The 13,330-nt window shown below is 55.4% G+C and carries 11 protein-coding genes and 1 pseudogene; 7 read left to right on the top strand and 5 right to left on the bottom strand.

Annotated features, from left to right (window positions below):
• On the bottom strand, positions 1-1,904 hold a 1,904-nt coding region (locus K5905_RS12820; RefSeq protein ID WP_297584403.1), incomplete at its 3' end, for a methyl-accepting chemotaxis protein.
• Positions 1,905-2,198: 294 nt separating this feature from the next.
• Between K5905_RS12820 and K5905_RS12815 the strand changes: the two genes are divergently transcribed.
• Positions 2,199-2,834: a bifunctional 2-polyprenyl-6-hydroxyphenol methylase/3-demethylubiquinol 3-O-methyltransferase UbiG gene (locus K5905_RS12815; RefSeq protein ID WP_297584402.1), complete on the top strand. Its 636-nt coding sequence runs from the start codon at positions 2,199-2,201 to the stop codon at positions 2,832-2,834.
• A gap of 25 nt (positions 2,835-2,859) precedes the next feature.
• On the opposite strand, the gene K5905_RS12810 is transcribed toward K5905_RS12815, so the two are convergent.
• The 3 genes from K5905_RS12810 to K5905_RS12800 form a co-directional block, all read right to left on the bottom strand.
• The gene (locus K5905_RS12810) at positions 2,860-3,543 is read right to left on the bottom strand and encodes a carbonic anhydrase (RefSeq protein ID WP_297584400.1); all 684 of its coding nucleotides are present in this window, start codon (positions 3,541-3,543) and stop codon (positions 2,860-2,862) included.
• 883 nt (positions 3,544-4,426) lie between these two features.
• Entirely contained in the window at positions 4,427-4,822 is a 396-nt protein-coding gene (locus K5905_RS12805) for a GFA family protein (protein ID WP_297584398.1), read from the bottom strand.
• Positions 4,823-4,907: 85 nt separating this feature from the next.
• Positions 4,908-5,483: a dihydrofolate reductase family protein gene (locus tag K5905_RS12800; RefSeq protein WP_297584397.1), complete on the bottom strand. Its 576-nt coding sequence runs from the start codon at positions 5,481-5,483 to the stop codon at positions 4,908-4,910.
• Between the two features lie 103 nt (positions 5,484-5,586).
• Here K5905_RS12800 and K5905_RS12795 point away from each other — a divergent pair.
• The 3 genes and pseudogenes from K5905_RS12795 (at position 5,587) to K5905_RS12785 (ending at position 8,338) form a co-directional block, all read left to right on the top strand.
• A pseudogene (locus K5905_RS12795) lies at positions 5,587-5,924 on the top strand (ArsR/SmtB family transcription factor).
• Positions 5,917-6,417: an SRPBCC domain-containing protein gene (locus tag K5905_RS12790; RefSeq protein ID WP_297584395.1), complete on the top strand. Its 501-nt coding sequence runs from the start codon at positions 5,917-5,919 to the stop codon at positions 6,415-6,417. The pseudogene K5905_RS12795 and the gene K5905_RS12790 overlap by 8 nt, the downstream one beginning before the upstream one ends.
• A gap of 409 nt (positions 6,418-6,826) precedes the next feature.
• Positions 6,827-8,338 carry an ABC-F family ATP-binding cassette domain-containing protein gene (locus K5905_RS12785; protein WP_297584394.1) on the top strand — a complete coding sequence of 504 codons (1,512 nt, stop codon included), beginning with the start codon at positions 6,827-6,829 and terminating at the stop codon, positions 8,336-8,338.
• A gap of 135 nt (positions 8,339-8,473) precedes the next feature.
• Here the strand turns inward: K5905_RS12785 and K5905_RS12780 are convergent, their stop codons facing one another.
• Positions 8,474-8,980, bottom strand: a complete 507-nt coding sequence (locus tag K5905_RS12780) for a PilZ domain-containing protein (RefSeq protein ID WP_297584391.1) — start codon at positions 8,978-8,980, stop codon at positions 8,474-8,476.
• 445 nt (positions 8,981-9,425) lie between these two features.
• Here K5905_RS12780 and cysQ point away from each other — a divergent pair, with 445 nt between their 5' ends.
• From cysQ to cysN, 3 genes are all read left to right on the top strand, one after another.
• The gene (gene cysQ / locus K5905_RS12775; RefSeq protein WP_297584388.1) at positions 9,426-10,244 is read left to right on the top strand and encodes a 3'(2'),5'-bisphosphate nucleotidase CysQ; all 819 of its coding nucleotides are present in this window, start codon (positions 9,426-9,428) and stop codon (positions 10,242-10,244) included.
• A 77-nt stretch (positions 10,245-10,321) separates the two neighbouring features.
• The gene (gene cysD, locus K5905_RS12770; RefSeq protein WP_297584385.1) at positions 10,322-11,251 is read left to right on the top strand and encodes a sulfate adenylyltransferase subunit CysD; all 930 of its coding nucleotides are present in this window, start codon (positions 10,322-10,324) and stop codon (positions 11,249-11,251) included.
• A gap of 1 nt (position 11,252) precedes the next feature.
• Positions 11,253-13,184, top strand: a complete 1,932-nt coding sequence (cysN, locus tag K5905_RS12765; RefSeq protein ID WP_297584383.1) for a sulfate adenylyltransferase subunit CysN — start codon at positions 11,253-11,255, stop codon at positions 13,182-13,184.
• Positions 13,185-13,330 lie beyond the last annotated feature (146 nt).

The following is a 13,330-nucleotide window of genomic DNA, read 5'->3' as shown; positions in this document are numbered from 1 at the left end:
GTTTCACTGGCGGCCCTTGTGACTTCCATGATGTTGGTTGTCACTTGTCCGGTGCCCATTGCGGCCTGTTCGACACTGGCGGCGATTTCCTGTGTCGCGGCGGTTTGTTCTTCGACAGCTGATGCGATCCCCGATGCAATTTCGTTGATTTCAGCAATTGTTGCACCGATGTTCTGGATTTCCGAGACCGCGCCGTCCGTCTCGGATTGGATGCTCGCGATCTGCTGGCCGATTTCTTCCGTCGCCTTTCCGGTCTGGCTTGCCAGTTCCTTCACTTCTGCTGCGACAACTGCAAATCCCTTGCCGGCTTCACCGGCGCGTGCAGCTTCGATCGTGGCATTGAGCGCCAGAAGATTGGTCTGTTCGGCGATATCTGAGATGAGCTTTACAACATCGCCGATTTTTTGAGCCGCAACTGCCAGTCCCTGGACTTGCTTATCGGTGCTCGTTGCCTGTTCGACCGCGCGACCTGCAATTTCCGCCGACTGGGAAACCTGCCGTGAGATTTCATGTATCGAGCTGCTCAATTCCTCAGTTGCACTGGCAACCGTCTGAACGTTTGAGGAGGCCGTTTCCGCAGCAGTCGCAACTGTGGTTGCCCGGTCGTTGGTATCGCTTGCGATATCCGACATGGAATTAGCAGTGCTTTCCATTTCCGTCGATGCACTGGCAACGGCCTTGAGCAATTCGGACACTTCGGCGTCAAACTCTTGCGTCAGGTTTTCGATATGGTGTGATCGAGCCTCGCGGGACTTGAGTTCTTCCGCTTCGCGTTCAGACAGTTCGTCTGCCTTGACCATGTTTTCCTTGAACACCTGAACCGCTGATGCCATCGCGCCGATTTCGTCTTTGCGGCTCTGATCCGGGATCTTGATCGATTTGTCCCCTTCGGCAAGAGATTTCATGGAGACCGTGATTGACTTGATAGGTTTCGAAATTCCCATCCCGATGAACCACGCAGCGAGCGACCCAAGCGCGATGCTGATCACTGCTACGGCAATCGTCATCTGAACCGCGGAGTCCAGAGCGGCAGTCGTTTGCGGTCCGACCCGGTCTTGTTCTGTCTTGATCGCAAGCTTCAGTTCTTCCATCTCTGCTGCGACTTTCGGGCCGATGGTATCAAGCGTGCCGGAGATAATGGTGTTGCGTTCGAATATGGTGTCGCGAACTTCCTTGAAGACCTCGATGTAATCAATATGAAGTTTTTCAGCTTCTTCGGAGAGTTTTCTTCTTGCCGGGTTTTGAAGTGCTGACATCAGAGTTTCGTAGTTTTGGGTTATTTCACCCGATTCCGTTAGCGCGCGCTCATAATCGGCCTGTTTGTTGGTGACCAGAAATTTCGATGCATACAAGCGCATCAGCAACAAATTCCGTTGAACCTTGCCTGCGAGAAACGCTGCGTCAGCATCTGCATCCTCGTAGGCGCTTTTCATGACTTCAGTGAGTTTTCGTTCTATCTGGGGACCAACCGTATCCAGAGTTCCAAGAACAAGCTCATTCCGTCTCGCCTGAAGGTTGGTTACCTCATCGAATGCATGAATGTATTGCTGCAGACTATCACCCGCCTGGGCAACAACCTGCTGTTTCGACCCGGCGTCCACGAGGGAAGCAAGTTGGGTGTTGAGCTCCAGCGTCTTTGCCGAACGCTCCTTGACCTTTGTTATCGCTTCGTCCGATGCATGAATGATGAAATTCTTGACCGCGAGACGGGCTTCAAGAAGGTTTGCCTGAACCCTGCCTGCCTGATTGGTCTGAAGAGCAATCGAGCGGTATCTCTTGAACTGATCGCTGCCTTCCTTGAGGCTCAGACCGCTTGTCGTGCCAATGAACAGCAGGAGCATTAGGACTGCACCAAAGCCTCCAAACACCTTGAACGAGATTGGTATGTTTTTCAGCATTTTCATGTCACCTCTAATTGAAGCTTTAAACCAAAACAAACGCAGGGGAATCAGTGGCTTGTCAGCCAAATTTCGATATTTCGAAACTAGTAGGTGTCGTAAAATGTTAAGCTTTTATTTCGCAGGACTCGAATGCAACCAGCGGTCATTTAGAATTTTTTAGCGCCTGACAATAGTGACAATAAATTCGGTGCGATTTAATTTGCTTCCCGAAGTTTTATGCGTTGGCACCGCCCGGATCATGTTGATTCGTTTTGTTGCAGCTGAACGCTTTCATCGCTCAATCGGATTGGAAAAATGATGCATTCGGACGCTGACGACGTCGCCGCTGCCACCGCGCAAGACGACGAGACTCTCAAATTCTACACCTCAGAAGCACCCGTCTACACGGCAAGCGGCAAGGCAGGGGTAAGCACGCATCTTGCCGCGTTTTTGAAACGCCTGCCGCGTGGCGCGAAGATCCTGGAGCTTGGCTGCGGCGGTGGCCGGGATGCCGAAGCGATGATGGCGGCAGGGTTTGAGTTCGAGCCGACGGACGGGACACCGGAAATTGCTGCCAGGGCAGAAGAACGGCTCCGGCACCCGGTACGGATCATGCGGTTCGACGAGCTTGAAGCCGACCAGGCCTATGACGCCGTCTGGGCAAATGCATCGCTTTTGCACGTACCGCGCAAAGCGCTGCCGGGTATATTGACCCGGGTTCGAAACGCCCTGAAACCCGGCGGCTATCATTTTGCCAGTTATAAAGGCGGAGGTCAGGAAGGCCGCGACGTGTTCGGACGCTATTACAACTATCTCTCCCGCGAAGACCTTGTTGACAGTTACAGCCGGTCAGGCGACTGGGAAACGGTTTCAATCGTGGAATATCTCGGGGGTGGGTATCAAACCAAGGTTCAGGGCCCATGGATCGCAATCACGGCCAGACGGCCCGATTGAAACCTTGGCTGACGCCCGGGTACACTCACAAAAACGCCACCTTGCCCGTCGAAATCTCATAAACCCCGGCCACTGACGAGATTTCTCCCTTAGTGTGAAGATCAGCCAAAACCGGATGGGCGACAGTGGCTTTTTCCGCGTTGAGTTTGGCGTTTTGGGCGATGGCGGCGGACAAAAGGTCAGGCGGATTGCCCGGTATCACGTCATAGACGGCCGGGCGGATGGCATTGACGAGACTGGGAATGTGGCCGGGAGGCAGGGTCTTGCTTTCGATGGACTTGATCGTCGCATCGACCGCACCGCAGGCCGAGTGCCCGAGAATGATGATGGTTTTGACACCAAGGACCGCTGCGCCGTATTCCAGACTGGCGAGCCCGTCCTCATTGATGAAATTGCCCGCTACACGCACAACGAAAATATCGCCTGGTCCCTGATCGAAAATGAGCTCCGGAACGACACGGCTGTCCGAACAGGTGACGACGGCCGCAAAGGGCTGTTGTCCGACGGATCTCAAAGTCCGTCCATGGGAATGGTCGGTATAGATTGGCTGGTTGGCGACATAACGCGCATTGCCGTCCTTCAGGCGCTGCAAGGCATCGTCGGGTGTGGCCGGCGGCGCTTCATTTTCCTGGGCAAGGACTTTGGAGGCGGTTGTGGCCGCGAAAGTAGCCGCCAATCCACCGGCAAGAAGGTTTCTGCGGTTCAACAATCTGCTTGAACATCTCCGGCACATAATTTCCTCCCTGAAAAACTCCGGCTGAAACCGGATGTCATGTCAACTGCCCGATGGGAGCCATCCCGGGACGGGAAGGGTTCTCCTCGCAATGACACACATAACCCATTGAGCATTCGCTCTGTTTTCAAAACACGCGAAAGCCTAACACGCCTAGATTGAAACGCACACAAAAAGCGGACGCAGAGAGAGGAGGCTAAATTTCCAGGAAAATCAGTTTTATTTTGCGGTGCGGTAGAATTTGCGAGGTGGTTTTAAGTTATTTGGGTAAAGTGCGGAAATTAAATCATAATTTTTAAACTGTGCACATTTTATCAACAGCTTTGCTTTTACTTGTTGAAACTTAATAAAAGGGATTTACATCAGGTAATGAATTGCGCAGTATTAACTCAACTACTGAGGAATTACTGACCCGGTTACGGCAGGCAGGTGTTGATAAAGGATTTCTCGGTAGCTCACGGCCGGTCTGGCAAGGGCTCTCCTAACGGGGATGTTTCGAACCAAGTGCCGGGTGCCGCGTGGGGTGCTTCAAAAGCGACAGGTGGCGTGAAAGCGAGACGTGTCGTGGATGGGGCCCCGGTAATCTGATGGACAGCGGGTTATCTGTTCGATCAGCACGATCTGCGCAACCTCTGGGTTACGTGGCCGTGGACCGAGGCTCCTTCGGGAGACCACGGTCATCGTTAAAAGCAAAGATGGATATGGCATCCAAAACCGCTAGGCTTTGATGTGGTATCTGAAATCTTTCTTTAACACAGGGGGGCGCTGGCTACGGCCGGCGTCCTTTCCTTGTTTGAGGTGGTTTCTCAACCGCTGGCCTCAGAATATTCTGATCAGTCCAATGCACATCATGCCGCTCTCAGTCGCAAGTCAGCTTGATCCTGCTGCCGGGAATGTTTTTACGCGGCGCATTCTCCAAATCGAAATCCGCTAGACAGCGGGTGTTCACCGCCCAGCCATCAAAGGGGGCAATGCCTTGGTCCAGTTCTTCACGTGTCGGGTCACTTGGCTTTCGAAAGGGCAGAATACCGCAGACTGGACAGAAATAGTCTTTGGCTGAGCGCGAGCCCCATTGATAAAGGGTGAGGTCATTTAGCGGCGTCAGCAGTTTAAGGTCATCCTTCGGAATCCGGTGGATCAGCGCGCCGCGCATACGGCAGACCGAACAATCGCAAACGCGCACGTGATCGATTTCCGCAAGAACCTCAAAGCGGATGCGGCCACAATGACACGCGCCCTGATATGTCTGCTTCATTGCGAGCCGATCCGTCTGCTGGGTTTGGGTTACATGCATTGAGGATGATCTCTGCGCGGACAGTTTTAGTCAACGAAAGGAACAGTCAGGTCCTGCGGTAGATCGCCATCACCACACCGTTTTCCGTCTGTTCGTGTTTGACCAACCGGAGCGTGTTTGGTGCGGCGCCCGGGTCGAACAACCGCTTGCCGCACCCGGCGACAACCGGAAAAGTCCAGAGGCGAAATTCGTCGATCAGATCATGGGCTAGCAGCGTTTGAATCAGGTTGGCACTGCCATGCACCTGCAGCAAAGGGCCGGCCGAACGCTTCAAGGCGCGCAGATTTGCTGGAACATCACCTGAAATGAGGTGGGAATTAGCCCAGCCAAGATCCGGTTTGCCCCGTGAGACGACATATTTGCGAGCCGCGTTCATCATGCCCGCCGGTTCGTCTTCAGCCTGTGTCCAGTGTTCAGCGAATAGATCGTAGGTCTTGCGGCCGAAAAGCATGTCATAAGGCATTGCCATCGCTTCGCGGCCAACCTGTATCATTACCTCTTCCCAGAATGGCGCGGCCCAGCCTCCCTTTTCAAAGCCGCCGGAAAGATCTTCATCCGGTTTGCTCGGTCCCTGCATGACACCGTCCAGGGTTACAAAAGTCAAAATCGCCAAGTCTCTCATAACAGTCCCTCCAGAATTCAGGCGCAATTGGCCGCAAAAAGCGGCTTACCGTGTCGAGAATCGTATGTTACCATATAGTAATCTAACCATATGGTGAAATAAAATGTCTACCGATAATTTGAGCCTCACCCTTTCAGCTCTGGCACATCCGGCACGGCGTTCCATTCTGGCGCGGTTGACTGGGGGCGAGTTGACGGTCTCGGAGCTGACAGAGCCATTCGACATGACGGGTCCGGCGATTACCAAGCATCTGAACGTTCTGGAACGGGCTGGTCTGATCGAACGCCTGCGCGACGCTCAGCGGCGGGGCCCTGCCGGTTGAAACCCGGCCCGCTGAAAGAGGTGTTCAATCTGGTCGAGCCATACAGCAAATTTTGGGACGAAAGCTTTGACCGCTTGGATGAGCTTCTGGCCGAGCGGGGAGGTGAGGACGATGTTTGAGGTTGCCGGCAGTGAGCCGGACGCACAGGAGTTGGTTTTCTCCCGCGTGTTTGCCGCGCCCGCTGTCACAGTCTTTCGTGCCTGGACGGATCCTAAACAGCTTGTGCGTTGGTGGGGCCCACGCGATTTTTCCCTGACAATCAACACCATGGATGTGACCGTCGGTGGCATCTGGGACTACGTCCTTCATGGGCCGGATGGCATGGATTATCCCAATCGTGCGGTATTTGAAGAGGTGGATCCGCCTATTCGTCTGGTTTTCTTCAATTCAGGCGGCCATGTCAGCGACCGGCATCTGACCTGCCGGATGGTCGTGACATTTGAAGACAAGGTGCTTGAGGGAAACGGGATGCACACCCTTGTAACATTGCGCATGCAGTTCGAGACATCGGTGGCGCTGGACCGGGCAAAGGCCAGGGGGGCGGAAGAAGGCGGTCAGGAGAGCTTTGCGCGCCTGTCGGAGTGGCTGAAATGTCGCGGACCGTATTCCTGAGAACCTGTCCGATCCGGTTTTCTAAGGCGATTACATTTTTATCGGACCGAGAGGTTGGATAAGGCGCCAATTGCAATACAGGCAAACACGGAAGTTGCGGAGATATTCGGTTGCTTTGGCTTGACAATGCAGTCGAATAGGCACCGGATCGAAGCTGATTTCACGGCAGCTCAGCTGTCATCATGGGGCCAACATTCCGGTTGACCGGTCAGTTTCTCCGCATTAGATTTTTCGTGTCCATTGCAAGAAGAAAGGAGGACCAGATGCATTTCACGTGCTACCGCGTCCGTGGTCCCGTCTTCGCCCCGCAAACGCGTTTGTGGGGCTGATCGCAGGACATCCTGTCACGACGATCTGCCCTTAAGGCAGCCTGAACGGCTAAACAAATCAGATCTTAAAGACGTGACACATGACCTTGATCAACCTGCGCAATGCTGGCGTAACCCTTTCAGCACCGCTGTTTTCCGACGTGAATCTCACCATTGGCAAGGCCGACCGTATCGGTCTCGTGGCAGCAAATGGCAGCGGCAAATCCACCTTGCTGCGTGCCGTGGCCGGTGAGACGGAATTCACCCAAGGCGAACTTACCACCGCCCGTGGCCTCAGGATCGGCTTCGTCTCCCAGGACGTTCCTGAGGAGCTATTGGCCAAATCTTTCTATGAGGCAGTCCTGTCGGCGCTCGATCCGGATCAGGCAGAAAACGAAAGCTGGCGGGTTGATATTGCCCTCGCAGACCTGGACGTACCCGGCGAACTCTGGCAGCGGCCGCTTGCCGCGCTCTCCGGAGGTTGGCAACGGGTCGCCTTGCTTGCCCGGACCTGGGTGAGCGAGCCCGATGTGTTGCTGATCGACGAACCCACCAACCACCTGGATCTCGGCCGTATCGGTCTTTTGCAGCGTTGGTTCGAGACAATTGCGCGTGGGACACCCCTCGTGGTGGCAAGTCATGACCGCGCCTTTTTGGATGCAGTCACCAACCGCACTTTTTTCCTGCGTCCTGAGCAGTCATTTGAGTTTGCGCTTCCCTACAGCATGGCCCGGCAGGCATTGGATGAAATCGATGCCGCAGCAGCACGCCAGTTCGAAAAGGACATCGGTAAAGCCAATCAACTTCGCCGGCAGGCAGCAAAACTCAAGAATATCGGCATTAATTCCGGATCAGACCTGCTGCTGACCAAAACCAAGCAACTGAAAGAACGGGCGGACAAGATAGAAGGCAGCGCACGTCCTGCCGGCGGCGAACGCCCGGCTGGTAGTATCCGTCTGGCAAATTCAGGCACTCATGCCAAATCGCTCGTCGCGATCGAGGAGACCGAAATAGTCGTTCCGGACGGACCAACCTTGTTTGAAACCGGAAGGCTCTGGATCAATCGCGGTGATCGAATTGTCGTGCTTGGGACGAATGGCTCCGGTAAGACCTGCTTGCTGAGCCGTGTTATCCGTGCGTTGACAGGTGAAGATGCCGATATTCGTGTGTCACCGACAGTTGTGCCGGGGGTATCCGATCAAGCTCTTTCACAGCTGGACCGGTTCACGACCCCGATGGATGCGATCACGAAGAACTCGGACGTTGGAGACCGTACTGCCCGGGCTCTGCTTGCAGCAGCCGGCATCTCCATTGAACTTCAGGACAGGCGTATTTCCGTTCTTTCTGGAGGTCAGCGCAGCCGAATTGCCATGCTTATCTTACGGCTCGCGGAACCCAATTTCTATATCCTGGACGAACCGACAAACCATCTGGATATAGAAGGTCAGGAGGCCCTGGAACTTGAATTGCTGAAGCAGGGTGCAACCGCGCTTCTGGTCAGTCACGACCGGACCTTTGTGCGCAACGTCGGCACCCGGTACTGGCTGATCGAGGGCAGGCGCCTCGTCGAGGTCGATGACCCGGAAACATTTTTCGCAAGACAATTGGAGTAAGAACGCGCACGAGCCAGGCAGCGGATCTGGTTCGTGTATTTCACTCTGGAGTATCCTGATTGACCAAAACGGATACTCTAGTTGCGTGGTCAGCGGCGGCACTTTCCAGTGCGGCCGCCCATAGCTATGTGAGCATTACCGGCGTTTGCCGAAAGATGGCTTGCCACCACCTGTTTTCCGCAGACGGCTGAGGGGCTCGCCAGGTTCAACGGCGCGCCTCGTATCGTCACTTCGGCGATTGAAAAAGTTGTTCGCGTTGTCAACGAATTCGTCGTCTGCCTTTACCAAGGCCTCTTCCGAAGATTTGAGCGATTGCGCGCGCATCTGCGCAATTCGCCGCTTTTCACCGACGAACTCTACTCCGCAACGCAAACCCTCTTCCCAGCGGCGTTCGCAGGTGACTTCGTAGTCTTCAAGGTCGATGTAAAGTTCGAAGTGCTTCGGCAGCATGTAAGCCTGCTCGAATTCCAGCATGGCGCCGCCTTGCGAAATATTGCGCACAAGACAGGGAATGGATCTGAGGCCGTTTTGAAAGACCATCTTGCCTTTCTTGAACACGCGGGCGCGCCGGTCACGCTCGGCAATTTCGCTGTCTTGCTCTTCTTCCGCATTCTGCTGCGGTGCGGGATTGACGTCAGACATCTTGGTCTCGCAACTATTTGAAACTTGAGGGCAGGGAACCCTTCCGCAACGACAATAACCATGAATGCCTTGCCAATCTGTGAATCTCATCGAAGACTCTAGGCAGAAATCACAATTTGACCGCGATTTGGGTGATATTCTCGCGACCTATGCGAGGTTGAAAGGCAGTGCACAACTTTGCATGGAAAAAGTCGGTTAATCGGCAATCGTCGCTGGGACCGGTCATTCAGATGATAGAAAGAACTCGTAAGGAATGCCCGCACTCTTGAACTACGAAACAAAAGCCCTTATGCGAATGCCAGATTACAAGATGCATTTTCTTTTCCGGTGCATTCGTGGAACGCCATTCCTTGAATTGAAACACATTGTTCCTTTTATTGACCAGCAAGCCAGGCAGGCAATTTAATTGCAGTTCCAATAGGGAATTGCGCGAACTGAGGCGTAAATGACAGAAGATCAGATATCTTTTTTAGTGGCTCTTGCTATTCAATCTGGCGAGGAGATTTTGAAGATTTATGCGGAGCCGTTTGAAGTTTTGTCGAAGGGGGATGGTTCTCCTGTGACGGTTGCGGACGAGGCGGCTGAGAAGGTAATTCTTGCTGGTTTGTCAGAAGTGTTTCCGGACATTCCTGTTGTTGCCGAAGAGTCTGTTGAGGCGGGCAATCTGCCGGATGTCGGCGACCGTTATTTTCTGGTGGATCCGCTGGATGGCACGAAGGAATTTTTGAAGAAGAACGGCGAATTCACGGTCAACATTGCGTTGGTCGATCAGGGACGGCCGGTGTTTGGTGTCGTCTCGGCACCGGCGCTTGGCGAGATTTTCTGGGGTGGTTCCGAGGGGGCTTTCAAGGGCCGGATCGAAGCAGGTGATGTTGTCGATATCGCGCCAATTTCGGTACGCCAGCCGCCGGCTGACGGGTTGAGCGTTCTGGCCAGCCGGTCGCATCTGTCTGAAGAGACAAGTGCGCTGATCGAGCGATTGAATGTTGCCGAACGTGTTTCCGTGGGCTCGTCATTGAAGCTGTGCTGGGTGGCGGCCGGCAAGGCGGATCTTTATCCGCGCCTGGCGCCGACGATGCAGTGGGACATTGCGGCGGGTGATGCGGTTGTTCGCGCGGCGGGCGGCTGCGTGGTCCTTGCTGACGGCGGCGAGGAATTTGTCTATCGGGTGCCTGAGGGGGCCTCCAAGGACGATCTGCGCAATCCTTTTTTTATAGCGGCCAGCTCCAGGGAGCTGCTGCCCGGGTTTGCTCCGGCGGCCTGATGATACAAGCTGCGGTTTTTTGACAGGCTGCAGCACCCGATGTCCGGCCGGGTATCCGGTCCAACGGAAAAGCGACTATGAATATGCAATCTTATGGGCTCACGCCTGAGCGCCTCAGCAATCTGAAGCGTCTGGAAGCGGAAAGCATCCACATCATCCGTGAGGTGGCGGCTGAATTTTCCAATCCGGTCATGCTGTATTCCATCGGTAAGGATTCCGGTGTCATGCTGCATCTGGCGATGAAGGCGTTTTATCCCTCCAAGCCGCCGTTTCCGCTGCTTCACGTAGACACGACCTGGAAGTTCCGGGACATGATCAAGTTCCGCGATGAGACGGCCAAGCGTCTGGGGCTGGATCTTCTGATCTATACCAATCCGGAAGGTCTTGAGAAGAACATCAATCCGTTCGACCACGGCTCGTCGGTGCACACGCACGTGATGAAGACGGAAGCGTTGAAGCAGGCGCTGAACAAATACGGCTTTGACGCGGCTTTCGGCGGGGCACGTCGTGACGAGGAGAAGTCGCGGGCGAAAGAGCGCGTGTTCTCGTTCCGCAATGCCAATCACGGCTGGGACCCGAAGAACCAGCGTCCGGAGCTGTGGAACCTGTACAACGCCCGGGTTGCCAAGGGCGAGAGCATCCGGGCATTCCCGTTGTCGAACTGGACCGAGCTGGACATCTGGCAATACATCCTGACGGAGAACATTCCGATGGTGCCGTTGTATCTGGCTGCCAAACGCCCGGTTGTTGAGCGGGACGGCATGCTGATCATGGCCGATGACGATCGGATGAAGCTGCTGCCGGGAGAGAAAATCGAAGAAAAGACGGTGCGCTTCCGCACGCTTGGCTGTTACCCGCTGACAGGAGCGATTGAATCGGATGCGGACACGTTGCCGGCGATTGTCCGGGAAATGCTTATTGCCCGCACGTCGGAGCGCCAGGGCCGTCTGATCGACAAGGACGAAAGCGCGTCGATGGAGAAGAAGAAGCGGGAAGGATATTTCTAAGATGACCAGCAGCGACATTCAGGATGCGGCCGAAACCGCGGTCACCGATTATATCCTTGCCCAGGAAACGAAGGACCAGCTACGGTTTTTGACCTGCGGTTCGGTTGACGACGGCAAGTCGACGCTGATCGGGCGGCTCCTTTACGATACCAAGCTGATCTTCGAGGACCAGCTGGCGGCGCTTGAGCGCGATTCCAAGAAGCACGGCACGGTTGGGGAAGAGATCGATCTTGCCCTTCTGGTCGACGGTCTTGAGGCAGAGCGCGAGCAGGGGATCACCATTGATGTGGCCTATCGCTTCTTTGCGACCGACAAGCGCAAGTTCATAGTTGCCGACACGCCGGGCCACGAGCAGTATACGCGGAACATGGCAACGGGAGCGTCGACGGCGGACCTTGCGGTGCTGCTTGTAGATGCGCGCAACGGTCTGATGGTTCAAACGCGCCGGCATGCGTTCATTGCCTCGCTTTTGGGGATCCGTCACGTTGTTCTGGCGGTGAACAAGATTGATCTTGTGGGTTTTTCCGAAGAGCGGTTTGACGAAATCCGCAAGGAATTCGAGACATTTGCCAACGGCTTCGACTTTGAAACCTTGCAGGCGATCCCGATGTCGGCGCGCTACGGCGACAACGTCACCGGCAAAAGCGGCAAGATGCCCTGGTATGCGGGTCCGACGCTTCTGGAGCATCTGGAGACGGTCGAGGTCGGTGAGCATGTTCTGGAGGCGCCGTTCCGCTTTCCCGTCCAGTGGGTAAACCGCCCCAATCTGGATTTCCGTGGGTATTCGGGCACGATTGCCAGCGGCCGGGTTGCGGTTGGCGAGGAGCTTGTGGTTGCCGGTCCGGCGAAACAGTCGCGGGTCAAGACCATTGTCGGTGCCGGTGGCGAGGTTGAGGCGGCGCGCGCCGGCGAGGCGGTGACGATCACGCTGGAAGACGAGATTGACATCTCCCGGGGCGATTTACTGTCATCAACGGCGAACCGCCCGGATGTGGCCGATCAATTTGCCGCCCATGTGATCTGGATGTCGGACGAACCGCTGCTGCCGGGGCGGCCGTATCTTTTGAAGATCGGCACGCGCACGGTGACGGCAACGGTGTCGGAGATCAAGCACAAGATCAACGTGAACACGTTCGAACACATGGCGGGCAAGACGCTTGAGCTGAACGAGATTGCCTTCTGCAACTTCGCGCTGTCCTCCTCCGTGCCGTTTGATCCTTATGAGGCCAATCACACGACAGGTTCGTTCATTCTGATCGACCGGATGTCGAACGCGACGGTTGGTGCGGGCATGATCTGGTTTGCGCTGCGCCGGGCGAGCAACATTCACTGGCAGGCGCTGGACGTGGACAAGACCGCCCGTTCGGAAAAACTGGGGCAGAAGCCGGCGGTTCTGTGGTTCACGGGCCTGTCCGGATCGGGCAAGTCGACCATTGCCTCAATTGTCGAAAAGAAGCTGCATATTGACGGCCGGCACACCTACACGCTGGACGGTGACAATGTGCGCCACGGGCTGAACAAGGATCTGGGCTTTACCGATGCGGACCGGGTGGAGAACATCCGCCGTGTGGGCGAGGTGGCCAAACTGTTCACCGATGCCGGGCTGATCACGCTTGTGTCGTTCATCTCTCCGTTCAAATCCGAGCGGCGTCTGGCACGCAGCCTGATGGCAGAGGACGAGTTCATCGAGGTCTTTGTCGACACGCCGATCGAGGAATGCCGCAACCGCGACCCGAAAGGGCTCTACGCCAAGGCGGACCGGGGTGAGATCAAGAACTTCACCGGCATCGACAGCCCCTACGAGGCTCCGGAAAACCCCGAGATCCACGTCAAAAACGTCGACAGGGATCCGGAAGATGTTGCTGAGGAAATCATCAACTATCTGAAAGGTAAGGGCTTCCTGAACGGGGTGGAGACCGGAAACGGTTCTTGAGGCGTCTTTTGCACTCCGCTGGTGCAAACCAATCCGTGTGCCCCGATGCTTCAGGGCCTAGGAAACACCCAAAGACCCGGGCAGCAAGTGTTGCCCGGGTTGTTCGGTTCAGTCAGGCAAATCCAGTCAGAACGGAGTGATCCGGC

The organism is Roseibium sp., from assembly GCF_025698965.1.
In the GTDB taxonomy this organism is placed as follows: Bacteria; Pseudomonadota; Alphaproteobacteria; order Rhizobiales; family Stappiaceae; genus Roseibium.
This window is presented reverse-complemented; position numbering and strand designations above follow the sequence as displayed.